Below are 26772 nucleotides of genomic sequence, written 5' to 3' on the forward strand. Positions count from 1 at the left end.
TCAATATTTTTGCTGTTTTTCAAACTTTTTTATTTGTTTTGTGCAATTTTTTTATTTTTTACTTTTTTCATTTTTCAAAAATTTTCACATTTTCATCCCTTGGTTTTTTCTTACGTTATGTTAAATTTCACACCAAAAAAGAACCTGCTGCCACAATTGCATATTCACCTGCAAAATGCTATACTCGGATAAGAAATGTTAATGAAAAGAGGTTTGATTATGAGAGCATATGAACGACTTTTAAATTATGTAGTAGTCCGTACTCCAAGTGATGAACACAGTACGACTTCTCCTTCTTCCCAGTGTCAGTTCGACCTGGCACGTATTCTGGCAGATGAGATGACTGCCCTCGGGATTTCTGACGTAAGTCTGGATGAATTCTGCTATGTATACGGAAAGATTCCTGCCACACCGGGATACGAGAATAAAACATCTATCGGATTTATCGCACACATGGATACCGTTTCCGATTACTGTGACCATGACATCATCCCGGTCGTACACAAGAACTACGATGGCGGTGATCTGCCGCTTGGCACAAGTGGACGTACCCTTACCGTAAAAGATTTTCCGCATCTTCCATCTCTTGCCGGATGCACCCTGATCACAACAGACGGTACAACCGTTCTTGGTGCCGATGATAAAGCCGGAGTTGCTGAGATCATGACCATGGCTGAAGCCCTGATCAAAGAAAATATTCCTCATGGACCGATCTCAATCGCTTTTACACCAGATGAAGAAGTCGGTGGTGGAACTGATCATTTTAACGTGGAAAAATTTGGTGCACAGTTTGCCTACACTCTGGATGGCGATACCGAAGGCGAAATTCAATATGAAAACTTCAATGCATGCAAGGCAGATTTTGAAATTACAGGATTTGCTGTGCATCCCGGTTCCAGCAAGGATACGATGATCAATGCGTGCCTGGTTGCCACTGAAATCAATAACATGCTTCCAGGACTTGAAATCCCGCGTGAAACGGAGGATTATGAAGGATTCTACCATTTAACCGGTATGAGTGGAGATGTGGCAAAAGCAGAGCTTCATTATATTGTAAGAGATCATGACAAGAATCTGTTTGAAGCCAGAAAAGAAACTCTTCGCCATATTGAGAAGAACCTCAATGAAAAATGGGGAGAAGGCACTGTGAAGCTTATGATTACTGACCAGTACCAGAATATGGCTGAGATTATTGCCGGATGCATGCATCTGATTGAGAATGCAAAGAAAGCCTGTGAAAATGCGGGTGTTGCACCGCTTGTGCTTCCAATCCGCGGCGGAACAGACGGATGCCAGCTCAGCTTTATGGGACTTCCCTGCCCGAACCTCGGAACAGGGGGACATGCATTCCATGGACCATATGAACACATCACGGCGGAGGGAATGGACAAGGCTGTGGATATCGTGGTTGAACTTGTGAAATTATACGCGGAGATGTAAAGGGTTGTCTGACGGACAGAAGAAATAATACAATAGGGATCACAGACGTTTCGGAATCCAAGAGCATCTAGGTCTGTGATCCCTATTGTATTATTTCTTCTTGTACTGTCGAAAAGTTTTATATATGGATAAGAGTTCCAGGCTCAAGTGAATTTTTTTGGTTAGGATGTCCATATTGCAGGTTATTCAGTTTTATGTTATGTAGCTTTATTTTTATGCTGTTGTTTTTTACATTAAATGGATATTTTATTCAAAGTGTCACATTTCAGGGTTGTATTTCGTCTTTATTTATAGAACGTTCAATAAAGATATGAAAGAAGGTGTTATTTTTATATGCGTGAGTTTTCTGACAGTGAGAAGTTGGAACGATTGTATGAGTTGTATGAGCAGAAGATGTATGCGGTGGCTTTTTCGATTCTGAGGAATGAGTGGCAGGCTGAAGATGCGGTGCAGGATGCTTTTGTACGGTTGCTTAAGAATATACGAAAGCTTCGGGATCTGGAAGATGAAAAAACACGGTCCTATGTTCTTCAGACGATTCAAAGTGCTTCCCTCGATCAGTACCGGAAAAATCAAATAACGTCCAATGCAACGGTTCCAATCAAAGATATGGATTTTGCTGATGAGCGTGATGATATTATGAAGCTGGTCAGCCGTCTTGCCGGTGACTCTGTCCTTGAGCAGATCCTTGGAAAACTTCCCGACTCTTATCGCGATGTGATCCTGTTCCGCTGTGTACACCAGCTTTCGGTAAAAGAAACAGCTTCCGTCCTTGAAATCGGCGAATCTCTGGTTCGGAAACGTCAGCAAAGAGCATTGAAAAAACTCAGATTGATCATAGGAGATGATATGTATGCAAAACAAAAAATTTGACCAAATAAGCCTTGAAGAATTTGATTCTATGAATATGGATCACACTTTTTCCGATAACTATAACCGAAAAAAGCAGAACTTACTGCATGCTGTCTCGGAAAGTGAACATAACCGGCATCGAAACCATCTTTACCGTGTTGCCGCTGCCATCGTTGCCCTTTCCCTCCTTCCCGCAACCGCATATGCAGCTGACAGACTGCTTCAAATGCATTACAACAGTACCGGAACATACAGCGGTGATCTTTCTCTAACGACTACCTCAAAAGATACTGTATTTTCTCCGGTAAAGCTGACTCCAACTTATTTACCTGATGGAAGTATTGCTGCTTCAGACCGTGGACCTGACAAGTACTATGTCCCTTCCGATACAGAATCTTCTTCACATGGTACTGTATTTTCTCTCTACAAGATGGATACCGATGATTTTACATTTTCGCACTCCTATATGACTTCTCGTGAAGAATTTAATGCCAATGGAAATGATGCGGTTCTGATGACTTTCGACTCTTCTGGAGTCTTTGATAAGGATGCCTACGTCGTCTTCCAGGATTCAGGCTATATTGTTGAAATCAATATGGGAAATGCAATCACCAATGAAGAAGCGAAAAAGATTGCTTCTGGTGTGACACTTACGCCTGCTACAGATTCTGACGCTACCTTTGCAGGTTCTTTGTCCGAACTTAAAACGGAATTAGCTGAAGATGCAGCTGCACCAAAAGCACTACAGACTACCTGGCTTAAAGTAAATGATACCTGGACCGACGAAACCTGTGGCTATCAGATGACTGTTAAAAAAGTAGAAGCTTTTGATAATATCCGTTCACTTAACGCAGATTTCTTTACTGATAATGGTAAAAATCTTCCAGATGGTTCGATTAACGACAACGGAGATCTTATATCATATAATCGTGCTATTATTCAGGTCGGAAATGGAACCGACTCACTCAATACACAAACAGGTACTGCACAGATTCATCGAAAATTATTATATGTAACTCTTGAGATTACAAATCCATCCGACAATCCTTTTTCCGATACGGAATCCTGTGTAAATTATGATCTGACCATTCCGTCCGAAAATCCAGACGGATATTATAACAATGCATTGTTCGATAATCCAACATACAAAGATGTTATCAATTATCCAATTTATTTTGATGCCTCTGTATGCTCCGACAACTCTGACCATCATTACTTTTTCACCAGTCTTGAAAAAGGACAGACCATCACCTGCCATCTTGGTTATATTGTCGATGAAGATCTGTTGGATCAGCTTTGTCTCAATACCTCTTTTGACGGACAGATTGGACAGTTTGTGACTCTTTACAAGTAAACAAATATTTTAAACAAAACCGGAGTTGCCGCATATCACTAAAATCCATGCGCCAACTCCGGTTTCTTAAATTTGAAAATATTCTTTTACCTGTCCCAGTATTATCCCCATCAGCTTTGTCCTTGCTTCCACGCTCGCCCATGCTACATGTGGTGTAATCAACAGTTTTTTGCTATCTTTTATTTTTCGCAGCGGATTCGTCTCACTCATCGGCTCCTGGCAAAGTACGTCAAGTCCGGCTGCAGCTATCTCGTCATTTTCAAGTGCCTCATACAGATCCTGCTCGACTACGATCGGACCACGTCCGAGATTCAGAAAAATACAGGTTTTTTTCATTTTTGTAAATGCTGCTTTATCCATTAAGCCCTCTGTATGTTCATTTAACGGTGCATGAACGGATATAATGTCAGATTTTGCAAGCAATGTATCCAGATCTACCTGTTCGTAACCTTCCTGCGCCGGACGCCCTGATGCCGAGTAATAAATAATCTGTGCTCCAAATGCTTTTGCGATATCCGCAACTCTCCGGCCAATTGTTCCCAGACCTATGATCCCCCAGGTTTTGCCACTGATCTCCGTAAAATGCTCTGCAAAATGCGTAAATATTGTATCATTGATGTAACGCTCTTCTTTTACATAATCATCGTAATAACGCATCTTTTCCAGCAGATAGAGAAGCATTGCAAAAGTGTGCTGTGCCACCGTTTCTGTCGAATAGCCAGCTACATTTCTCCATGCAACTCCTCTTTTTTCCAGATATTCTTTATCCAGATTGTTGGTCCCCGTTGCCGTCACGCATACCAGCTTTAAATTCTCTGCTTTTCCAATCGTCTGCTCATTGACCTGTACTTTATTTAAAATAATCACATCTGCATCCTGAACTCTTTCCGGTACTTCTTCTGATGTAGAAAAATCGTATTTTACGACTTCACCAAACCTGTCAAATCCAGAAAGATCAATATCTTCTCCAATTGTTTTTACATCCAAAAAAACTATTTTCATAATCTGTCCCTCACTTTATCACTGTAATTTGCAACTTTTTCTGTTCATTATCATAACAAATTTATTTTACGAATACAACCTAAACAACCGTTGACATCCTTATCCTATGGCGCGTATACTAAAGAAATGAAGAGCATTTGCGATTATATCCAGATATAATTAGCAGGTGTTTTTTTTGGTCTTTCTGGCAAGCCTTTGCTTTTTATAAATCACATTCCATCAACATCAAGGAGGTTATTATCATGAATCAGAACAAAGCTTTGGAACTTACAAAAGATATCGCAACTGACATTATCGGAGGAATCCTGATCGCTGTCGGTGTCTATAATTTTGCTGCCGCCGCAAAATTTCCGATGGTAGGGGTAAACGGAATCGCCCTGATCTTTTACCAGTTGTTTGGACTGCCGATCGGTACTGTTGCCCTGATTCTTAACATCCCGATCGCCATCTGTTGTTTTCGGCTTCTGGGCCGCAGATTTTTCCTGAATTCAGTCCGGACGATCATTATTACTTCCATAATCATGGACGTGATCGCACCGCTGTTCCCGGTTTATCAGGGTGACAGACTTCTTTCTGCCATCTGCTGCGGTGTCCTTTCCGGACTTGGTTATGCAATGATCTATATGCGTGATTCTTCAACCGGCGGCTCTGACTTTATCATGATGTCGATCAAAGCACTGAACCCTCACCTTTCCCTTGGAAATATTGCATTTGCACTGGATGCAGTAATTGTGATCCTCGGAACCGTAATTGTATCCCGTGACGTGGACAGTCTGATCTACGGTCTGATCGTCAGCTATCTGCTCTCTCTTGTTATGGATAAAGTTATGTACGGAATTGATGAAGGAAAGCTTGCCCTGATCGTAACCGATCCCGAACACAGCACTGAAATCTGCTTCAAAATCGATGAGGTTCTCGGACGCGGCTCTACAATTTTAAATGGTATGGGAAGTTATTCTAAAGATGATAAGCACATCATAATGTGCGCCTGCAACAATAAGCAGATGTACGGAATCCGCAAGCTGATCAAAACGATTGATCCAAAATCCTTCCTTGTAATCATGGAATCGAATGATGTAGTGGGTGAAGGATTTAAAGATGAGTAAATTGCGGTCAGCTTTTTCAGACAGCTAAGCAAATCATCCGTATCACTTGTTGGACACTTTGCATCAAAAATAGAATTCCTGATAATAAAAACCGGAGGCTCATGTGTCTTTTTACACAAGCCTCCGGTTTTTCTATAATCTGCCAAGCCAATACTTCGCTTTTATACACACTCTGATTCCCTGTCCTTTTTTAAGTCCGGCTCTTCCTATGAATTCAGATCTTCTGTGATTGATTTAAGGTTCATGAAGTTTGTCAGATAATCTGCTGTACCAGTCTTCGCATCTGTTCCGGACATGTTAAATCCACCAAATGGATGCTGAAGTACAACTGCTGCTGTAGATTTTCTATTAAAGTATAAGTTACCTACCTGGAATTCTACTTTTGCTCTCTGGATATTTTCACGTGTCTCACTGTATACAGATCCTGTCAGACCATATTCTGTCTGGTTTGCTACATCAAGTGCTTCATCAAAAGAATCTACTTTGATAACAGCAAGGACTGGTCCAAAGATTTCTTCATTGGCAATTCTTGCATCTCTCTTGATATCGCGGATTACAGTAGGATCAATATAATATCCTTCTGCGTCACTGTATGTACCACCGAATACAACATTTCCTTCTTTACGTCCGATCTCGATGTAATTGGTAATGCTGTTATAAGCGCCCTGGTTGATAACCGGTCCCATCGCTGCATTGCTTTCGCCCGATCCCTGGTTCGCCTTCAGTTCTGCTGCGCATTTTACAACTTCATCTACAAACTCATCATATACATCTGCCAGAACAATTGCTCTTGAGCATGCAGAGCATTTCTGTCCCTGGAATGTAAATGCAGAGCTTGCAACTCCATTTGCTGCTTTCTTGATGTCTGCTGTTGAATCTACGATAATTGCATTCTTTCCACCCATCTCAGCCACAACACGTTTGATCCATCTCTGTCCGTCAGCGATCTTGGCTGCATGTTCATTGATTCTACATCCAACTGCTTTTGATCCTGTGAAGTTTACAAATCTTGTAAGCGGATGTTCTACGATGAAGTCACCAATCTCTGATCCTGATCCAGGAATGTAACTTACTACGTCAGCCGGAATACCGGCTTTCTGGCAGAGTTCTACGAATTTGTATGCAACGATCGGAGCGTCTGAAGATGGTTTGCAGCAGATCGTGTTACCGGTAACAACTGCAGATACGATCATTCCACCAAACAGTGAGAGTGGGAAGTTCCATGGAGAAACAGCCACACCTACACCGAGCGGGATGTAAACGCATTTTGTAAGTTCATCTGTAGGAACCAGCTCTTTTCCTTTTTCCAGATTCTGGATATGCATTACATAAGAATTGATAAAGTCAAGCTGTTCGCAAAGTTCTCCGTCAGCTTCTCCCCAGTTCTTTCCACTTTCAAGGACATTCCATGCATCCATGATAAAACGGTTCTCGATCAGAAGTGCTGCAAGTCTTCTTAATACACGTACTCTTTCTTCTACAGATGTAAGGCTCCATTTTTTGAATGCTTCGTAAGATGACTTGATTGCCTCGTCAGCCTGTTCTTTGCTGCATGAGCATGCATATCCGAGTACTTCCTTTGTAGCCGGTGACACAGAAGCGATCTTCTTTTCTGTCTCAACTTTCTTTCCACCGATGATCAGCGGGTAAACAGCACCTGCTTCTGCATGAGCCTGTTTGAATGCTTCTTCTATTTTCTTTTTATTTTCTTCCAATGTGAAATCAACTTCTACTGCGTTTTTAAATCCTGTAAGCATGTACTTATGTCCTCCTTGAACTATGGTCTATAAATTGTTTATTATTGTAACAGCAAATTTTCCCCACGTCAATATGTTAAAGTAAAAAAATGTATTTTCGTATACAATTATACCGTTTATATTTTAACAAATAACTTGCATATTTTCGTTCTATTGACATTTTATCTCAATTGATATAAGATATTATTTAAATGGTTCTTTTTAGAACTTTTTTCCAAGTGACTGCGCTCGGCACGAGAATGTGTCAAGGCACATTCTTTTTTATTAAAAAACGGAGGTGTATGGATGAACATTACATATCTGCTTGTATTAATGCAGCGAATTGGTAAAATGCATGAACAGAAGTTGAAAGAATTATGCCGCCAGTATGATCTCTCGCTGATCGAGGCTAAGATCATTGCTTTCTTACATAATAACCCCACAAAAGATACCGCAGGTGATATCGTCGAGCTACGGATGCTCTCAAAAGGGAATGTATCCCAGGCAGTTGATCTTTTATGTCAGAAGGGGCTTCTTTCAAAAACAGCAGACCAGACGGATCGCAGGAAAACGCATCTTTCCCTGCTGCCATCATGCGAAAATGTTACCGGAGCAATCGACACGTTTCAGTCTGCTTTTTACCACAATCTGTTTGACGGATTTTCATTAGAAGAATTCCAGATGTTCGCCTCGCTGAATGAACGTCTGGCATCAAACGTAGCAACTATTTATCACAAAGGAGATTATTAGACATGAACAAAGACAAAGATTTTCTGGGTACTGAACCCGTCGGAAAGCTGATGTTCCGGCTGGCGCTTCCGACGATCACCGCACAGCTCATCAATATGCTGTACAACATTATTGACCGTATTTACATCGGACACATTCCTGGTAATGGGGCACTTGCCCTTACCGGAGTCGGTGTATGTATGCCACTGATTATGATCATTTCCGCTTTTGCCGCACTGGTTGGAGGCGGTGGTGCACCGCATGCTTCGATTGCAATGGGAAAAAATGATCTTAATACTGCAGAACATATTCTGGGTAACTGCTTTTTCCTGCAGATTCTGATTTCTATAATCCTGACAGTCATCCTGCTGTTTGGTAACCGTACTTTTCTTCTTGCCTTCGGTGCCAGTGAAAATACAATTGAATACGCTGTAAATTATATGAACATTTACGCTGTCGGCACTATTTTCGTCCAGCTTACCCTTGGCATGAATATGTTTATCACCACACAGGGCTTTGCCAAAACAGGTATGCTCTCTGTTCTGATCGGAGCAGTGATGAACATTGTTCTGGATCCGCTGTTTATCTTTGCATTCCATCTGGGTGTCAGAGGTGCTGCGCTTGCCACAATTCTGTCACAGGCAGTCTCCTGCATCTGGGTTCTTTCTTTCCTTTGCGGAAAAAAGACGATCCTGCACATCCGGAAAAAGAATCTCATCCTGAAACCGGAGATTATTCTTCCTTGTGTCGCTCTCGGGCTTGCCACATTTATCATGCAGGCTAGTGAGAGTATCATCTCTGTATGTTTCAACTCTTCTCTGCTGAAATACGGAGGAGATATCGCAGTTGGTGCCATGACGATCCTTACCAGTGTCATGCAGTTCGCAATGCTGCCACTGCAGGGTCTTGGACAGGGTGCACAACCAGTCCTGAGCTATAATTACGGTGCAAAAAACAGAGATCGTGTAAAAAAAGCTTTCAGGCTTCTTTTAACAGCAAGCCTCTGTTATTCCACAATTCTGTGGGCATTTATTATGCTCTTCCCTCAGGTGTTTGCAGAAATGTTTACTTCCGATTCTGCACTGCTTGGTTTTACTAAATCAGCACTCCGGATTTACTGTGCCTGCCTGCTGCTTTTCGGAATCCAGATCGCATGCCAGATGGCATTTACATCATTCGGAAAAGCAAAGGCTTCGATTGCTGTCGCTGTTACACGTAAATTTATCCTGTTGCTGCCACTGATCTATCTGCTGCCGCATATTCTGACCGGGAACAAGACCAATGCAGTGTATATGGCTGAACCGATTGCAGACTTCCTGGCTGTATCCTTCACGACGGTTTTGTTTACGTTTCAGTTTAGGAAAGTGTTGAAAGAACTTGAGGGGTAGTCGCAAGAGGGCATAAAAAATAATCCCTGGTAGCTGCTAAGTTGCACGAACCATTCCAACGAGCCTTTCAAAGCATCAATTGTGTCAGCAATGGCTTCCACAATTGATTAAGTCTCGTTTCCATCGTGCAAAGACGCATCTACCAGGGATTATTTTTTATTTACGTTGTTGACTGAGTTTTACTTCTTTGACCGGGTGTTGAACTGGAGCCATAAACAATGGGATATATATTCAAATAGATTTACTCTTTACCCTAATTTAATAGGCTTAGGCCTCCTGACCGTCAGCGAGCCTGGTTTCTTTTTCCGGGAATAATAATGCGAAAATCTTTCTTACCAGTGGACCGGCGAAGCAGAGCTGCCAGAAGAATGCCATCGGAAAGTTGATTGCAGTGGTCTGGAACCAGACGGATACGAACTGGGTTCCCGCATTCTTGAAGAGCAGGGTTGCTGCGAAGCTCATAAGCGGGCACATTCCTATGACGGATACTACGGAAATGGCAATCACCAGGTGAAAGGCATTGTCTCTTTCCAGATTAACAATGGAAAATGCTTTTTTCTTTGCAAATGGTCCAATCAGGAAGAAATCAAGGATGAATGCAATTGGTCCCATGATGACCAGCTCGTGGAATGCATTTAAAAATACCTGATTGTTCATTCCTCCTACGTTGAGGGCAATGTTGTAACAGATCATGGTATAAACCATCACGAACACCATGATAATTGTGAAAATAACGTCTTGAAATTTGTTTTTTGGCATAAAAATATCCTCCTTCATAATAAGCGTAACAGAAAATGTGTTGTTCGTTCATCATTCCGGAGGAATGTATCGTTTCCAATATAACCGAGATTCTATTCTTTTTCCTGCATGGCATATGCCAGATGATGCCACATCAGCAAGATTTATAATACCTCAATTTTTTAAAAACAGTCAAGTATTTTTTCAGATACATTGAATCATTTTTATCTCTTTTTTCCAAATAAAGAACTCCATACCGTCAGGACCGCTCCTGCAAAAAGAGCCAGATCCGAGAGATTAAAAGTGATATCCGAGAGTTTCCTGTTCTTTGTTTTCAGAGACAGATAATCGACCACATAACCTCTTTTGAAACGGTCATAAGTATTACCAACTGCTCCGCCCAGCATCAGCGATGTTCCAAGCTTTGCCAGTTTGCGTCCCGGTTCTTTCCAAAGAAGGTGCTCCCAGAAAAACAGGATTCCAAGTGCTGCCGCCGACATGCCTTTTACCAGCTTTGGTCTGCAATCCAAATGATTCATCATCAGACCTTTGTTGTGGACTTTGCGGTAGATTCCTTTTCCCTTCCAAATCCGGCGTTCTTCCCCGTCTCTTACATTTTCTTCAGTATATTTTTTAATTCCAAGATCGCACCCGGCAACAAAAGCTCCGGTTAAAATGCTCAGGATTTCCATAATTATTCTCCTTTGATTCGCGCGATTTCCTGCTCGCATACCTCTGTCTGTTCTTCACGCTTTTCGATTGCTTCGCAGAGTGCGATAAAATCGGTATCTACCACTTCCCCCTGTTTGAAACGCTCATATACCAATCGTCCGATCTCTGTCATATCCCGCTCGCTGTCTCGCTTCAGACCATAGATCTCATTTTTCTTTTTCTGAATATCGATCGTATCTCCTGCCTTCTTTCCAAGATCATCCACGGTATCTGAAATCCGCTTTCCTATTGTATCAAAAAAATCACTCATTTACTTTTTCCCCTTTCGCATCTGCGTATTTTTCAGAACCGCCTGATCTGCTCAAAAGTACGGTAAAGGTTCAATGCTCCATATCCCCATTCCTGGTTCGGATAATTCATGTCTGTCTTCCGTGAAGCTCCCAATATCAGCAGATTCTTCATCTGTGATGCATCCAGATTCACTCCATGCCTATCCAGCCACTCCATAAAAAGTGCCAGTGCTCCGGAAGTGATTCCAACTGCTATACTGGAACCAGACCTTGCAACAAACTGCCCCCTTAAATTGATCCCTGTCACATTGATCCCCGGCGCAGCAAAATCCGGTTTGATTCTGTTATCTCTAGTATAACCTCTTCCCGAACTGACTGCAATGCTATTTTCCTTTCCATTGTAGTACGCTGCACAGACCACCGCCCCGGTATCCCCTGGTTCCATCACCGTATATTCCGGATTTGCACGGATAAAATAGACATTTCCCGTCAGAAACTCTTCCATTGGAAGCCAGATATGAAAGATTCCATTCCCCAGCTCCAGTGTTTCCGGTATAATCTTCCAGATTCCGCTTCCCGGTCTGTCAAACTGAAAAAATGCCAGCTGCGCCCCGGTCGTCTCTACCAGAACCCGGTAATTAAATATTACCCTGGTCTGCTCGAATACAAACACATACTCTCCTATTCCCCGTCTGAGCGAGACCGGTCCTATTGTCTGTCCTGTTGGAGATTCGATAGAAAGTGCCAGAAGATTCGGAAGTTCTGTCCATAGTTCCATCACAAAGCCTCTGGTATTATTCCCTACATTGATCTCCACCGGCTGATTATTTTCCTGTTCCAGAATTCCCAGATAATGATGCCTTTTATCTGCCTCGTTGCCACTTCCGGTCACAATCCCGATTCCTTCGCTCGCCGCCACATTTTGCAGATACTCTGACAGGATTGAATATCCTCCATGTCCTCCAAAGCTTGTTCCAACTGCCAGACAGATCACCAATGGTCTTTTCAGCTCTTCTTGTACCTTCTGCAGATAAAAAACCGCCGCTACCAGATCATTTTCCTGATAGCATCTGGCATCACAGTCTACAAAATAGTACTCCCGTAAATATTCTTTTGCCTCCTTCAGCTTCACGATCACCATCTCTGCCTCCGGCGCTGCCCCGATAAACAGATTCTCCGGATTTGCCCCTCCGCATGCCACACTTGCAACAAAAGTGCCATGTCCGTCCGTATCAAATGACGGAACGGTTTCCTTTGGATTCTCGCTCTGGATCGCCAGATTGATTTGTTCCCTCGTATATTCACTTCCATATCCGATTTCCCGGGGCGCTGTTCCACTTTGTTCTTCCTGATCCCAGATTCGCCGGATCCTGGTCGAACCATCCAGATTCCGGAAAATGGGATCCAGATAGTTGATCCCAGTATCAATGATCCCAACTAGAACTCCTTCACCGCTTAATTCCAGACCCGTCAGATTCTGAACCGCAGCAATTCCCGCCTGTTGGATCGCTGCCATATCCAGTGTTGTATAGCACTTCGGAACCATTGTATACGGATAATCGCCAAGTGGCTTTTTTCTGTCTTCACTCTGGTCAATATAAAGAAGCTCAAAACCGTATTTTAACGGTATCCGGCATCCGTTTTCCAAAGGAAAATTTGCCCCGAGAGCACCGGTATCCCTCATCATAAAATCCCTGTATTCTTCCGACAGAATCTTTTCTTTACATTCTTCCTGTGGCATAACAATCCCTCATATATTTTCTTTTGGAAAATATATGAGGGATTGTTCTTTCTTATACTATGATACTGGACGGTTACGCATTTTGCACTCCATATCCATTCTTTATTCGGTACGTTTCTTTTCAATATCCTCGTAGAAGGAAGTCACTTCTTTTCCTTTTTCCAGGGTACTTACATTCGGACCGCTCTTGAATACGATTTTCAGAAGAATTGGTGTGATGATCGTTGTGATCACTACCACGATGATAACCGGTCCGAGGAAATTGCCGCCCATCATACCGAGTGCTTCTCCCTTGCTGGCAACGATCAGCGCAACCTCACCACGGGAGATCATTCCGACACCGATTCGTGCACACTGATAATTCTTATATCCACACATCTTCGCACCAAGGGCGCAGCCAACGATCTTTGTCAGGATTGCAACAATGGTAAGAACCACTGCAAAGCCTACAATTGCAGTACTCATCTTCGGAAGTTCTACCTTCAGTCCGATACTTGCGAAAAATACCGGTGAAAGCAACATATAAGACATGGTATCAAATTTCTTCAGCACGAAATCAGATTTACTTGTATTGGAAATGATCAGCCCTGCGATAAATGCACCGGTGATATCTGCAACACCGAAGAATTTCTCTGCCACATAAGCCATCAGCAGACAGAATACAAATGCCATGATCGCATGACGTCTGAGTCCCTTTTCCGCCTGATCTGTCCACTTTTTAAATACCTTGTAAAAGATAAATCCAATCACACCTGCAAATGCGAAGAATGCAACGATCTTCAGTAATACAACTGAAATCTTTACCGATTCATCTGCCATACTTGTTACCAGTGTCAGTGCAACGATACCAAGCACGTCATCAATGATCGCAGCTCCAAGAATCGCATTTCCGGATTTGGTTTTTAATTTACCAAGTTCTTTTAATGTCTCTACCGTAATACTTACGGAAGTTGCTGTCAGGATAACACCGATAAAGATATTCTGCAAAAATACGCTGCAGGATGCATCGGATGCGATCACATCCGGACGGTTAAAGAACATTGCAGTCGCATAACCGCCGATCAGTGGAACGATAACACCTATCAGTGCAATAACGAAGGATGCTTTTCCACTTGCCTTCAATTCCTGTATATCAGTTTCCAGACCTGCACAAAACATCAGCACGATAACACCGATCTCTGCAACGTTGTGTATAAAGCTTGTCTCTGTCAGGATCCCAAGCATCGCCGGTCCAAGAAGAACGCCTGCAAGAAGTGCCCCTACAACCTGTGGCATCTGTACCTTTCTGGTCGCAAGACCAAGTGCTTTAGTACAAAGTAAAATAATTGCAAGATCCAGTAAATACTTATAAGTCTCCATTCTCTCTCACTCCTGTTTATATCTTGTTTTTTTAGACACATTGTCTAATGTACACCTTTTAATACAATTTTTCAACAAAAAAATACCCGTAAATCTTAAATTTACGGATATTTCCCATTCTATTTTTGTATGATCGCCATGTTTTTTTGATATATGAAGGTTATGATGTTGGGGCAAAAGGTATTTTGACCCCTTTGATACCAGATTGCTACGTGCTTTGCACCCTCGCAATCCTCAGGTTATTGTTATACTTAATGATGCTCAAGCCTTGGTACAGACTGGCTTCTCAGCTCGATCAGAGGTCCTCCGGTTCCTTCGATATATGCCTCCGTGATCGTCACTTCCCCGATGCTGTCATCCTTCGGAATCTCATACATAATATCCAGCATGAATTCTTCAATGATCGCACGCAGTGCACGGGCTCCGGTATCCTTCTTCATTGCCTTTCTTGCGATCGCATGAAGTGCACCATCATCGAATTTCAGATTGACCTCATCCAGTGCCAGAAGCTTCTGATACTGCTTGAGGATCGCATTTTTCGGCTCTTTTAATATCTGAACCATCATCTCTTCATCCAGTCCCTGAAGCGTAAATACGATCGGGAGACGTCCCAGAAATTCCGGAATCATTCCGAAGTTACGCAGATCTTCTGTCGTCACCTTTTCCAGTATTTTCTTATCATGATCATATTTGTCTTTCAGATCCGCTCCAAACCCGATAGAAGAATTCTTCATCAGTCTTTCCTTGATGATCTGCTCAAGATCCGGGAACGCACCGCCACAGATAAAAAGGATATTCTTTGTATTGACTGTAGTGAGCGGAACCATCGCATTCTTACTGTTGGCTCCTACCGGCACTTCCACTTCGCTGCCTTCTAACAGCTTTAACATTCCCTGCTGTACGGATTCTCCGCTGACATCTCTCTGGCTGGTATTCTTCTTCTTCGCAATCTTGTCGATCTCATCGATAAAGATAATCCCCTGTTCCGCCTTATCTACGTCGTTGTCCGCAGCTGCAAGGAGCTTTGATACTACACTTTCAATATCATCCCCTATGTAGCCGGCCTCGGTAAGAGAGGTCGCATCTGTAATTGCAAGCGGCACATCCAAAAGTTTTGCCAGTGTCTTTACCAGATACGTCTTTCCAGAGCCGGTAGGTCCGATCATCAGCATATTGGATTTCTCGATTTCAATCTCATCCATTGTATCCGTTGCCACTCTTTTATAATGATTGTATACAGCAACCGACATTACCTTCTTGGCGTATTCCTGTCCTACTACATATTCATCCAGTTTCGCTTTGATCTTATGCGGAGCAGGAATATCCTTGATATTCAGGATCGGTTCTTTTTCTTCTTCCGGCTTTTTCTTTTTCACACGCTGGCTCTTCGGGATCTGTGCATCCATGTCTCCAAATCCCATCATCGGTCCCATGTTCATAAACTGGCTGTAATCCATCCCGCCAAAATTCATATTGTTCATTGCATCAAAGCTTTTTTGCATACAGTCCGGACACACGCAGATATTGTTCGGAAGATCGATCATCTTTCCGGTCACACTCTCCGGTCTGTGACAGATGAAGCAGACCTTTTCATAGCGATCTTCGTTATTTTCTTTTTTGTCTGTATTTTCTACCTCACCGGTTACTTTCTCAACTGTCTTGTCCTTCTGGTCATTTTCTGCCATTGGCTGGTCCTCCTTTTCTCGGTCGTATTCAGACGATTCCTCTGTCCTTCTTATTCGATTTCCACCCCTGCAAGTTCTATAAACTCTTCCTCTGAAATGATCGGCACTCCAAGTTCTTTCGCCTTTCTGTTCTTGGAAGAAGCAGACTCTACATCATTGTTGATCAGATAATTTGTCTTCTTCGTTACAGATCCGGTCACTTTTCCACCCATCTTCTCAACCAGTTCTTTTACCTCATTCCGGTTTGCAAAATGATTCACGCTGCCAGTGATAACGAAACTCATACCTGCAAATTTCTGTTCCTCTGCCATCTCTTCCGGCTGGATCTCCAGTTCTCCGAGAAGGAGCTTAAATTCCTTTTTTCTTTCCTCTGATACAAAATATTTTACAAATGCCGCCGCAAGCACCGGACCTACACCCTGGATATCACTCAGTTCTTCTTCAGATGCTCCTGTCATTTTTTCCACATCATTTTTAAAATGGCGGCAGATCAGTTTTGCATTTGCAAGACCGATTCCTGCAATCCCAAGTCCATATACCACTTTAGCAAGTGTTGTGCTTCTCGCCTTATCCACGCTTGCGATCAGGTTCGCATAGGATTTTTCTCCAAAGCCTTCCATCGTCTGAATTTCTTCCTGATAGGAATCCAGATGGAAGATATCTCTGTATTTGTGAATGAATCCTCTCGCAATAAATTTCTCCAGTGTCGCCTCAGAAAGCCCGTCAATATTGAGTGCATCCCTGCTGACAAACAATGCAAAGGATTTGATTCTTTTTGCCTGACACATCGGATTTGTGCAATACAACGACTTTGCATCATTCATCTGACGGATCTCCGTAGCTCCACCACAAACCGGACAGACTTTCGGGATCTCAATATTATCACTGCCGGTCAAATTCTTTGCAATCTGTGGAATGATCATATTCGCCTTATAGACTTCGATCGTATCCCCGATTCCCAGATGCAGCTCCTCCATAATACTTAAATTGTGTACACTTGCACGGCTTACCGTTGTTCCTTCCAGCTCTACCGGTTCAAAGATCGCTACCGGATTAATAAGCCCTGTTCTTGATGGACTCCATTCAATCTCCAGAAGGTGCGTCTCGCGGATCTCATCTGCCCATTTGAAAGCAAAAGAATCACGTGGGAATTTTGCCGTTCTCCCAAGCGACTGCCCATACGCAATGTCATCATATACAAGAACCAGACCATCTGACGGAAAATCATTTTCTACGATCTTTTCTGCAAAAAATGCAACCTTCTCATCCAGTTCTTCCCTTGTCACCAGATAATGCTCCACCACATCAAATCCCTGCTGTTCCAGCCAGTCAAGCTGTTCCTTTCTGGAATTATGGAAATCCACATTTTCTGCACGTACCAGGGTAAATGCATAAAATTTTACATTTCTCTGTGCCGTGATCTTGTTGTTCAGCTGGCGGACAGAACCACTGCACAGATTCCGTGGGTTTTTATATTTTGCATCCACGTCATCAATTTCTTCATTGATCCGCTCAAAATCTTTGTAACCGATCACCGCTTCCCCTCGCAGGATCAGTTCCCCTTTATACGGAATATGAAGCGGCACATTTTTAAATACTTTCGCATTGTTGGTAATGACCTCACCGACTTCTCCATTTCCTCTTGTAACTGCCTTAAAAAGCTCGCCGTCACGATAGGTCAGAACAATCGTCAGACCATCCATCTTCCATGAGATCACAGCCGTCTGGTCTCCAACAAATTCCTTCAGCCTTGTCACTTCTTTTGTCTTGTCAAGAGAAAGCATCGGTGACTCATGACGTTCTTTCGGAAGCTCACTTAATACTTCATATCCTACATTCACAGTCGGACTGGAAGCCATAACGGTTCCCAGCTCTTCTTCCAGACCTTTCAGTTCATCATACAGCGCATCATACTCATAATTGCTCATAATTTCCTGCGCATCCTGATAATAAGCTTTTCCGGCTTTATTCAGAAGCTCTACCAGCTCCTGCATCCTTTTCATCTTATCCATATCCAAATCCACACTTTTAATTATTGTTCCACGGTGTCGGCTCTGACTTTGAATCCCTGATCAGCTCATAGAGTTCATTCAGTTCCTGATCCGTAACCTTCCGGTATTCTCCCGGCTTTAAATTACCAAGTTCGATATTCATGATCCGCACTCTCCGAAGCTCCTTTACCTCGTAGCCAAGTACCTCACACATCCGGCGGATCTGCCGGTTGAGTCCCTGTGTCAGAATGATCTTAAATTTATATTTTCCAAGCTTTTCCACCTGGCATGGTCTTGTGACAGTATCCAGGATTGGGACACCACCCGCCATCTCCTTGAGAAATTCATCTGTTACCGGCTTATCAACTGTAACTTTATATTCTTTTTCATGTTTATTTGCCGCACGCATCATCCGGTTGATAATGTCACCGTTGTTCGTCATCAGAAGCAGTCCTTCCGAATCCTTATCCAGACGTCCTACATAAGTAATCCGTACCGGATAGTTAAGAAATCGTACAATACTGTCTCTCTCCCGTCTTTCCTCAGTACAGACAATTCCACGTGGCTTATTGACCGCAAGCACGATCATCTCTTCCTGTCTGGATACCTGCTTTTTCCCAATCCGGACAACCTGCCACGGCTCTACCTTCATTCCGGTCTCTGCACGCACACCGTCAACCGTCACCTGTCCGGCTGCTATCAGTTTGTCCGCTTCCCTTCTGGAACATACACCAGCTTCACTTAAATATTTGTTCAGCCGGACCGGTCCTTTATTTTCCGTGTCCAGAAACTGCTTTTCTATTTTATTTGCCATGTTTTTCTCCTGTTAATTCTCATCCAGTACCCCCGCCAGCATCCGGTCTTCAAAGAATGTATTGGCATTATACAGGAACAGCACATCATCAAACTGTTTATCTGACATCACAGAACTTAATTTACCGGTATAATAACGAGGGTCGATCACAACGATTTCCCGGTAATACGGAGCCAGAAGCGGAAGAAAACAGTTTGCATATGAATCTTTGAACACCAGAAGTCTGCGTTTTTCTGTCTGTGTTGACTGGATATCGATCATTGCATGATTTCCACCGAAGAATACGGAATATTGATCTCTCTCATCCAGTTTGGATGAATCATACATAGAAGCACTCTTTTTCTGTTCTTCCACATAATTGACTGCAACCTGTGGTGCATCCGCACTCTTTGGCAGATAAATATAGATTGGTTCCTTATAATCTGTCTCATATCCACTCTTTGCGGATAACGTTCCGTTAAAAGAATCCGATACCGCATAGGCTTTCATCTTAATTTCTTCACTCTTATCCAGTCCAAGCTGCGTCTTTGCTCCCTGGAATGCATACCATGCACCAAGAGAAGTCCAGTGATGATCCGTGTGATAATAAATTGCTTCATCCTTGTGAGCATCCAGTACTTTTTCTGCATCGATCCAGTCATAAGAATCTCCAAGTTCTGCCTTTACACGGCTGATCTGTCTGCTCTGACTGGCAGTCACCGCAAATGCCGGAAGCTTGTCCTCCATAACATTTGCCGCATTCGGGACCAGCATCATATGCATCTGGATATCCGGATAACGCTCTTTAAAATTCTTCATTGCATCCAGATTCTCTTTCAGATCACTTTCATCTGCCACAGCAACATCTTCCATCAGATAATGATCCTTTCCTTTGAAAACACCACCTTCTTCTGTCCTCCCCGCCACACTGTCCGCAAATGTCTTGATTCTTACCCAGGTATCTCTTCCTGCAAACTGATCCGATACATACTCCTCGTACTGCTCCATAAACCTTCCGGAAGCAATTCCGGAAAGAGAAATTTCCGGTTTCTGCGCCAGCATACGCATTTCTTTTTCTGACATCTGCCTGTCTTTATGCATAAGGTTTACTCCGCAGCTGAGAATAAGGACTCCCAAAAATAAAAACGCACATACTGCCTGGATCTGTTTTTTCCCTCCTGGCAGAAAATACTTTGTTCTGTTTTTTTGTTTATTATTCTTTCTTTCTACCATTGTCTTTCCTTAAAATCTAAAATATAAAAATGGATTGTAACTTTCTGTCACCAGATATGCCACACACAGCACAAACAGTCCTGCCATCAGGCAGCCTGCCAGAACCGTATGCGGTCTTTCTTCATTAAATACCAGCCGCTTTCCGAGCAGATGCATAAACGGTGTACTTCCTATGATCCCTGCCACCCAGAAGAGCCAGTTTCGCATGATCAGGTACAATGCCTGGCTATCCATAAATCCGGTTGCACCCTGTCCGAACATATTGCCGATCCAAGTAAGTGCGCTTCCGAGTGTCGGGCTGAAGAACAATACCCAGCCGAGCATGACCAGAATCATTGTGTAAAGTATCTGGACTGCCTCCGGCAGCTTTGCAAGTATTTTTCCTGTAAAATATTTTTCAGTAATGAGGATCACTCCGTAGAAGAGCCCCCATACTACAAAGTTCCAGCTTGCCCCATGCCAAAGACCGGTCAGGAACCATACGATCAGAAGATTCAGTAAATGCCGCGGAACCGTTACCCTGTTTCCTCCAAGCGGAATATACACATACTCGCGGAACCATGATCCCAGCGAAATATGCCATCTTCTCCAGAACTCGGTAACACTTTTGGAAATATACGGATAATTGAAGTTCTGCATAAACTCAAATCCGAACATCTTTCCAAGTCCGACTGCCATGTCCGAATAACCGCTGAAATCGAAATAAATCTGGAAAGTGTAGGCAAGACATCCAAGCCATGCAGTCACTACTGACATTCCATCCATCGCCGCGATATTTTCATAAATCGAACCAATCGTATTCGCCAAAAGCACCTTCTTTGCCAGTCCCATCACAAAGAACCAGGCACCGTATCCAAACTTCGTCAGTGATTCCTTTCTTTCACGCAGTTGTCTCTCCACATCTGCATACTGTACGATCGGACCTGCGATCAGCTGTGGGAACATTGTAACATAGGTTCCGAAATCAATCAGATTTACCTGTACGTCTACATTTCCCCTATATACATCAATGATGTAAGACAATGTCTGGAAAGTATAGAAAGAAATTCCGATTGGGAGTTCCAGTTTTCTATATGGAATATAGAACGGAAGGATCGCATTTAAATTTGTTACGATAAATCCGTAATATTTGAAAAATCCAAGAATAAACAGGTTTACAACGATCGTAAAGATCAGACTGCGCACCTGCGATTTTCTTCCTGCTTTTAATGCAATGTCCATTCCGCAAAAATAATTGAACAGAATGGAAATCAGCATCAGGAAGATATAGACCGGCTCTCCCCACGCATAAAATATGAGGGAAGCGATCAAAAGTACCACATTTTTTACCTTACGCGGCACCAAATAATATACCAACAGTGTAATTGGCAAAAATGTAAACAAAAATACCAGACTACTAAATAACATAACTTTTTCGTTTCCTTTTATCTACTTCAGGCTCTTTGTAAACGCCTTTTCTACAGTTTCAGCTTTTGGTGAAATAACAAAAAGCACGTATGTACCTTTCGTCTTAATGATCGAAGCATCCAGAAGCTTTACCTGCTCGGCCCCATATCCTTCAAAATTATCGAGCTGTGTCTTTTTTCGCTGTTCTGCGGCTTCCTCAACTGCCTCTGCCTCATTCTCGTCCTTTGTTTTCACCAGAAGGAGCTCGTTGACTCCCATTGTTTCATTCGTATAATACAGTGTTATATCTTCATAATCCTTTGGATTGATCCCATAGAATCTCTTGATTTCTTGAGTTCCGGCAAGTGTCATGTTCTTGTCATCTGCCGCATCCACAACCGCTTTCTGTACATCTGCAAACGGTGTATCGCTGTCTCCCTTAGACTGAAAGATCAGACCGATATAGATAAGCAAAATAATTACCATCCCAGCTCTGATATTACGCAGAACTGTAAATTCCCCTTTTTTCTTTGTCATATTCCGGCCACCTCCGCCATATGTTCTGCCCAGATTGGATAATACTCCGCCTTCATATGCTCGCCATCCTGCTCATAATACTCATCTTTTACGATCTCTGTATTATCGATAAATGTAATTCCTTCTTCATCACACATTGCTTTAAGTGCGGTATTATAATCCGGAATCTTGGCATAAACCGACTCTTCTTCTTCTTTTTGAGCGGAAACAGGAAGAACACAGTTGATATAGAGCACTGCATCGGGCATCTGCTCACGCACATTTGCAAGTACCGCTTTGTATTTTTCAATAAATGCATCTGTATCTCCATCTGTTCCGGAAATGTCATTCAGTCCAAGTGCCAGAAAGAGGACTTCCGGCTTTAACTCTGCTGCTGTCCTGATCAGATCACCGGTCTGATCAAGGTGCATTCCTTTTTCCGCTACAACCTTAGAAGTATCAAGCACATCATATACGGTAAAACCGGTTGTGATCGAATCTCCGAGAATCACCGCATGCGCAAATTTTTCGGACAACGGACGGTTCTGCCAGTCCTCTGTCGCCTGTTTTTCTTCTTTCTCAATATTTGAAATTTTGGTCTCCACCTCAGATACATCTGCTTTTTCCAGCTTCTTGATTGCTTTTACTCCTGCTGATGTATTCACCTTATCTGTTCCAAGATGCGAAAGACCAATACTTACAATTACAGTCAGTACAACAACCGCTCCTGCAATTTCCATCAGAACTTTTTTTCTTCTTTCTTCTGCCTGATGTTCTTTCTCCATCGTTCTTTTCTTCATGCTATGCATCCTATCTTTTATTAAAATATGAGTTTCATTTTCATTGAATCATGTGATAAATACTCTAACTTATTCATTTTACTTTCTTCTATTATAAAAGTCAAATCTTTAATAATGCCAAAATCACCAAATGTGCAGGGTAAAACACGTAAAAAAAATACTTTTTCACAAGAAAATGTTTCTGTGATTTTTTTCCGTTATAAAATACCAAAACACAGACTCCCGCTGCCAGTACTGCAATCATTGCCCCTGCTCCCGCTGCGATTCCTGCAGCTCCCGGAAGTTCTGCTATCACCGTAATCCCCAGAACAAGTGCTGCAATAAAAAAAGCCTTTTTCCGGCGCTTTGGATCCTCTCCTGCCCGGTAAAACCAAAGCGTATACAATGGAGCCAGAATTGCCCAGTCACAGATACTGCTTACTGCTATAATTCCCAGTACAACCAGACTTTTCTTTCCCGGATCTGATATTTTTTCCTCTGCGATCATCAGACACAGACACAGAAAAAGTGTAAATATCATATTTAAAGTATACCACGGTGCCAGATGATTTCGCGCAAATGCCAGATAATACGGAAGCTGTGAAATGACAGCAAAAATCAGCAGTCTTCCGGCATATTTTTTTACTGACCTTGTATAACGGTATCCTTCAACCAGAAACCAGCACATGACCGGTGCTGTAAAATAACCGATATCCTTTAGCGCTTCGCAGGCAAAGGTTCCTGGTTGCAGAAATATATTTGCAACGTGATTGAGCAGCATAGTAAACACTGCAATGTATTTGATCTGATCCCGGTTTAATTCTATTTTCATCTTGTTATCCATCCTTTTTCTTTCCCGTATTGTATCAAATTCTTATGCATATCTCAAGATTTATGCTATACTGATACTATTACACTGATGACGGGAGGAAGTCTATGCTTATTTTTTCTCTGGATACAAAAAAATGCATGAACGCACTTTTACTGCATCCTGCATTTGATTCCTTTTTATTTATTGAAGGAGATATCACAACTTTTAATACCTTTCAATTTAACGGACGACTGAAAAAAGATTTCTTCAGTGCTGAAGAAAAAGAAGCTCTGGATGACCGGGAATATGCTCTCTGGAAGGAACTTCGCGAGTTTTGTCTTTCTCTGATCAAAGGAAAGCGTACTCCGCTGGGATTTCATTTTGTTCTTTCTATGTCAGCACCGAATATTGCACGGCTTCTCGAACAGGAACATCTTTCATTTGCTCCGGCAGATGTGCAGGGACTGTACCTGAATTTTAAATATGACGGGACAAAACTTAGCTGTACGACAGGAACATCTATGAACCTGTTCACGCTGGACAAATCGCTGGAGCAGGCATGGGACAAGATGGCGCAGCGGATTTTTGCGAAGTACGAGATTCCGTTTGAGGTTGAGTAAAATTTTGAAAATAGTGATGAGACAAAGAGCATAAAATACTGTATGCGGTATTTTATGCTCTTTGTCTTTCTACCTCGTTGGAAAAATTCTTACACAATGCCTCAACTCGGAATTGCAAGAGGACGATCGGCGGGTTCCGGAAAATCCGGAACCTTGGACCTGGTTCTGGGTAAATTCAGATATATGTTCCGTTTCTTATACGTGGGTAATGATTGCTGTCAGTAATTCCTGGAATTGCTCAGCCACCCGGTCGGCGGTTTGTTGGACTTCCTGGTGGTTCAAATGTTGTGATGTCATGCCGGCAGCGAGGTTGGTGATACAGGAGATGCCACAGACTTCGATTCCCATGTGGCGGGCAGCGATCGTCTCGCAGGCGGTGCTCATGCCTACGGCATCAGCCCCACAGGTGCGGTACATACGGATTTCTGCCGGAGTTTCATAAGATGGACCGGTAAGCTGAAGGTATACACCTTCTTTCAGAGGAATGCCGAGTTTTTGGGCTTCTTTCTTTATGATCTGCTGCATCCGCTCACTATAGGCTTCACTCATATCCGGAAAACGGGTTCCAAGCTCTTCGACATTGGCACCGATCAGTGGATTAGGGATTCCACTCATAATCTGGTCTGTGATGAGCATGAGATCGCCCGGATGGAATCCGGTATTGATTCCGCCTGATGCATTGGTAAGAATCAGCTTCTTTGCGCCTAACATTCCCATCAGCCGCACCGGAAGCACCACATCTGTTACCGGATACCCTTCATAATAATGCACACGTCCCTGCATGATCACAACCGGAACTTCTTTTACATAACCAAATACAAATTGTCCTTTATGTCCCACAACTGTCGACACCGGAAAACCTTCAATTTCTGTATATGGAATGATCTGTTCTATCTTGATTTTTGATGCGTATTCGCCAAGACCGGAGCCCAGAATCACTGCCACTTCCGGTTTAAAATTCGTTTTTTGGAGAATGCTTTTCCGGCATATTTCCAGCTTTTCATAAATTTCATTGCTCATACAGAATTCCTCTTTTCTCTTATTCTTCAGAGTCAATCCTCTCTGTTTGTAGTTTCTTTATTTCAGCATTTTGCAAATTTTATCTTTTATAGAATCATCGGCAAATGCAGTATCAATTGCATTTTTCATCATCTGAAGGATTTCTTCGTCCCGGATTCCATAATTTTTCTGAATAAATTCCAGTTCTTTTGTAAGACTGGTGTTACTTACCGTTCGGTTATCTGTGTTGACCGATACTTTTAAGCCTGCATCCAGAAATTCCCGCATCGGATATTCCGCCATGCAGTTTACAGATTTGGTCTGTAAATTGCTGATCGGACACATCTCGATACCAATATCTGCTTTTTTTGCCATTTTCCGGATCTCCTGGTTGCCACGCATCGCGATCCCATGCCCGATCCTTCCAGCTCCCACGTTTATCGAATCTATGACATTCTGTGGATTTCCACATTCTCCGGCATGGAGTGTAAATGGCATTCCCATCTTCTTTGTCTCTGTAAAAATATCCATAAATTCAGACATCGGATACAATGCTTCTGCTCCTGCAAGATCTGCTGCACAAACTCCGGATCCCAGATATTCTCTTGCCGTCTTGATCATCCGCATATTATCCTCAGCGCTGTGATGCCGCATTGCACAGACGATCACACCATACTCGATTCCAAAATCTTTTTTCCCCTGCTCCATTCCGCTGATTACTGCTTCGATCACCTTCCGGCTGTCCATCTTTTTTGTCTCTGACAGAAGTGGAGCAAAACGGATCTCCGCATAACAGACATTTTCTTCGTTCATCTGGGAGAGCAGATCATACGCAGCTCCGGAAAGTCCCTCTTCATCCATAATGCATCTGCCGGGAAGGTCAAATTTTTCCAGATATTCATTCAGACTTGTGCAGTTTTCTGAAACACTGAGTTCTTCAGGTCTTACAGTTCTTCCAAGCCTTTTTTCAATAAATGGTCTGCTAAGAGAACCGTCCAGATGACAGTGAAGCTCAATCTTTGGTAATTCTTTCAAGGTTTCCTGTGTCATTTTTCATTCCTTCTCTTTTTCCTTTTCTTCAAAAATCTTCTTTTGGAGTCTGAGTCCTTTCTCATTCTGTAAGATTGGATGGTCCGAAACCTTTTGGCAACATTTCTTTCAAGGTATAGATATCATAATGCTTTTCATCTACTGCAAGAATGATCTGAAATGTCTCCGGATCGCAGAATTCCATCATGACCTGCCTGCATACTCCGCACGGCGGTGCATACTCTGTCACAACACCGCCCTTTCCCCCTACAATACAGATTGCATCAAATTCTTTTACTCCTTCGCTGACTGCCTTGAAAAATGCGGTACGCTCCGCACAGTTTGTCGGTGTATAAGCCGCATTTTCAATATTGCATCCCGTATATATCCGTCCATTCTTTCCAAGCAGCGCAGCTCCCACTTTAAAGTCAGAATAAGGGGTATAAGAATATGCAAGCTGAGAAAGCGCGATTTCTATCATTTTTATAATTTGTTCTTTTTTCATTCTCTTTTTTCCTGCTTT

25 protein-coding genes are annotated in these 26772 nt (G+C 42.7%); 7 read left to right on the plus strand and 18 right to left on the minus strand.

The window, feature by feature from the left end; translation table 11 throughout:
- Positions 1-219 precede the first annotated feature (219 nt).
- From pepT to PGZ10_RS02415, 3 genes are all read left to right on the plus strand, one after another.
- On the plus strand, positions 220-1440 hold the full coding sequence (gene pepT / locus PGZ10_RS02405; protein WP_270540602.1) for a peptidase T: 1221 nt from the start codon (positions 220-222) through the stop codon (positions 1438-1440).
- A 333-nt stretch (positions 1441-1773) separates the two neighbouring features.
- Positions 1774-2313, plus strand: coding sequence for an RNA polymerase sigma factor (locus tag PGZ10_RS02410; RefSeq protein ID WP_118217458.1), 540 nt, complete (start codon positions 1774-1776; stop codon positions 2311-2313).
- The gene (locus PGZ10_RS02415) at positions 2294-3646 is read left to right on the plus strand and encodes a DUF4367 domain-containing protein (protein ID WP_181988890.1); all 1353 of its coding nucleotides are present in this window, start codon (positions 2294-2296) and stop codon (positions 3644-3646) included. The genes PGZ10_RS02410 and PGZ10_RS02415 overlap by 20 nt, the downstream gene beginning before the upstream one ends.
- Before the next feature lie 66 nt (positions 3647-3712).
- Here PGZ10_RS02415 and PGZ10_RS02420 read toward each other — a convergent pair whose 3' ends face one another.
- Positions 3713-4648 (minus strand): D-2-hydroxyacid dehydrogenase, encoded by a 936-nt coding sequence (locus PGZ10_RS02420; RefSeq protein ID WP_270540604.1) that lies wholly within the window; start codon positions 4646-4648, stop codon positions 3713-3715.
- 242 nt (positions 4649-4890) lie between these two features.
- Between PGZ10_RS02420 and PGZ10_RS02425 the strand changes: the two genes are divergently transcribed.
- A complete protein-coding gene (locus PGZ10_RS02425; RefSeq protein WP_022220861.1) occupies positions 4891-5754 on the plus strand; it encodes a YitT family protein in 864 nt (287 codons plus the stop codon).
- Positions 5755-5960: 206 nt separating this feature from the next.
- On the opposite strand, the gene PGZ10_RS02430 is transcribed toward PGZ10_RS02425, so the two are convergent.
- The gene (locus PGZ10_RS02430; protein WP_270540605.1) at positions 5961-7511 is read right to left on the minus strand and encodes an L-glutamate gamma-semialdehyde dehydrogenase; all 1551 of its coding nucleotides are present in this window, start codon (positions 7509-7511) and stop codon (positions 5961-5963) included.
- Positions 7512-7796: 285 nt separating this feature from the next.
- On the opposite strand from PGZ10_RS02430, the gene PGZ10_RS02435 reads away from it, so the two are divergent.
- Both PGZ10_RS02435 and PGZ10_RS02440 read left to right on the plus strand, forming a co-directional pair.
- Positions 7797-8240, plus strand: coding sequence for a MarR family winged helix-turn-helix transcriptional regulator (locus PGZ10_RS02435; RefSeq protein ID WP_055158520.1), 444 nt, complete (start codon positions 7797-7799; stop codon positions 8238-8240).
- A gap of 2 nt (positions 8241-8242) precedes the next feature.
- Complete coding sequence (locus PGZ10_RS02440; RefSeq protein ID WP_022220860.1) at positions 8243-9607, plus strand: MATE family efflux transporter; 1365 nt, start codon at positions 8243-8245, stop codon at positions 9605-9607.
- 267 nt (positions 9608-9874) lie between these two features.
- Here the strand turns inward: PGZ10_RS02440 and PGZ10_RS02445 are convergent, their stop codons facing one another.
- The 13 genes from PGZ10_RS02445 to PGZ10_RS02505 all read right to left on the minus strand — a co-directional run bounded on the left by PGZ10_RS02445 (position 9875) and on the right by PGZ10_RS02505 (position 23622).
- Positions 9875-10366 carry a DUF2798 domain-containing protein gene (locus tag PGZ10_RS02445; protein WP_270540607.1) on the minus strand — a complete coding sequence of 164 codons (492 nt, stop codon included), beginning with the start codon at positions 10364-10366 and terminating at the stop codon, positions 9875-9877.
- Positions 10367-10569: 203 nt separating this feature from the next.
- Positions 10570-11037, minus strand: a complete 468-nt coding sequence (locus tag PGZ10_RS02450; protein ID WP_215687049.1) for a signal peptidase II — start codon at positions 11035-11037, stop codon at positions 10570-10572.
- Between the two features lie 2 nt (positions 11038-11039).
- Positions 11040-11327: a hypothetical protein gene (locus tag PGZ10_RS02455; RefSeq protein ID WP_022220857.1), complete on the minus strand. Its 288-nt coding sequence runs from the start codon at positions 11325-11327 to the stop codon at positions 11040-11042.
- 32 nt (positions 11328-11359) lie between these two features.
- The gene (locus PGZ10_RS02460) at positions 11360-13048 is read right to left on the minus strand and encodes a S8 family peptidase (protein WP_270540609.1); all 1689 of its coding nucleotides are present in this window, start codon (positions 13046-13048) and stop codon (positions 11360-11362) included.
- Between the two features lie 102 nt (positions 13049-13150).
- Positions 13151-14407, minus strand: coding sequence for a cation:proton antiporter (locus tag PGZ10_RS02465; RefSeq protein WP_270540611.1), 1257 nt, complete (start codon positions 14405-14407; stop codon positions 13151-13153).
- Between the two features lie 251 nt (positions 14408-14658).
- The gene (gene clpX, locus PGZ10_RS02470; protein WP_055158510.1) at positions 14659-16092 is read right to left on the minus strand and encodes an ATP-dependent Clp protease ATP-binding subunit ClpX; all 1434 of its coding nucleotides are present in this window, start codon (positions 16090-16092) and stop codon (positions 14659-14661) included.
- 50 nt (positions 16093-16142) lie between these two features.
- On the minus strand, positions 16143-18104 hold the full coding sequence (ligA, locus tag PGZ10_RS02475) for an NAD-dependent DNA ligase LigA (RefSeq protein WP_270540612.1): 1962 nt from the start codon (positions 18102-18104) through the stop codon (positions 16143-16145).
- 16 nt (positions 18105-18120) lie between these two features.
- Positions 18121-18897 (minus strand): pseudouridine synthase, encoded by a 777-nt coding sequence (locus tag PGZ10_RS02480; RefSeq protein WP_117835494.1) that lies wholly within the window; start codon positions 18895-18897, stop codon positions 18121-18123.
- A 12-nt stretch (positions 18898-18909) separates the two neighbouring features.
- Positions 18910-19977, minus strand: a complete 1068-nt coding sequence (locus PGZ10_RS02485; protein ID WP_055249146.1) for a DHHW family protein — start codon at positions 19975-19977, stop codon at positions 18910-18912.
- Between the two features lie 141 nt (positions 19978-20118).
- Positions 20119-21516, minus strand: a complete 1398-nt coding sequence (locus PGZ10_RS02490) for an MBOAT family O-acyltransferase (RefSeq protein WP_173824760.1) — start codon at positions 21514-21516, stop codon at positions 20119-20121.
- Between the two features lie 21 nt (positions 21517-21537).
- Positions 21538-22032 carry a DUF4358 domain-containing protein gene (locus tag PGZ10_RS02495; RefSeq protein ID WP_117556791.1) on the minus strand — a complete coding sequence of 165 codons (495 nt, stop codon included), beginning with the start codon at positions 22030-22032 and terminating at the stop codon, positions 21538-21540.
- Positions 22029-22811, minus strand: a complete 783-nt coding sequence (locus tag PGZ10_RS02500; protein ID WP_270540613.1) for a GDSL-type esterase/lipase family protein — start codon at positions 22809-22811, stop codon at positions 22029-22031. The genes PGZ10_RS02495 and PGZ10_RS02500 overlap by 4 nt, the downstream gene beginning before the upstream one ends.
- Positions 22812-22911: 100 nt before the next feature.
- The gene (locus tag PGZ10_RS02505; protein ID WP_270540615.1) at positions 22912-23622 is read right to left on the minus strand and encodes a TraX family protein; all 711 of its coding nucleotides are present in this window, start codon (positions 23620-23622) and stop codon (positions 22912-22914) included.
- A 104-nt stretch (positions 23623-23726) separates the two neighbouring features.
- Here PGZ10_RS02505 and PGZ10_RS02510 point away from each other — a divergent pair, with 104 nt between their 5' ends.
- Positions 23727-24221: a DUF5721 family protein gene (locus tag PGZ10_RS02510; RefSeq protein ID WP_022220846.1), complete on the plus strand. Its 495-nt coding sequence runs from the start codon at positions 23727-23729 to the stop codon at positions 24219-24221.
- Between the two features lie 195 nt (positions 24222-24416).
- Here the strand turns inward: PGZ10_RS02510 and PGZ10_RS02515 are convergent, their stop codons facing one another.
- From PGZ10_RS02515 to cdd, 3 genes are all read right to left on the minus strand, one after another.
- On the minus strand, positions 24417-25241 hold the full coding sequence (locus PGZ10_RS02515) for a purine-nucleoside phosphorylase (protein WP_055249118.1): 825 nt from the start codon (positions 25239-25241) through the stop codon (positions 24417-24419).
- A 57-nt stretch (positions 25242-25298) separates the two neighbouring features.
- Positions 25299-26270, minus strand: a complete 972-nt coding sequence (gene add / locus PGZ10_RS02520; protein ID WP_270246600.1) for an adenosine deaminase — start codon at positions 26268-26270, stop codon at positions 25299-25301.
- A 61-nt stretch (positions 26271-26331) separates the two neighbouring features.
- Positions 26332-26754, minus strand: a complete 423-nt coding sequence (gene cdd / locus PGZ10_RS02525; RefSeq protein ID WP_117824182.1) for a cytidine deaminase — start codon at positions 26752-26754, stop codon at positions 26332-26334.
- Positions 26755-26772 lie beyond the last annotated feature (18 nt).

The organism is Coprococcus sp. AF102-57, from assembly GCF_027686195.1.
GTDB lineage: Bacteria > Bacillota > Clostridia > Lachnospirales > Lachnospiraceae > Allocoprococcus > Allocoprococcus comes.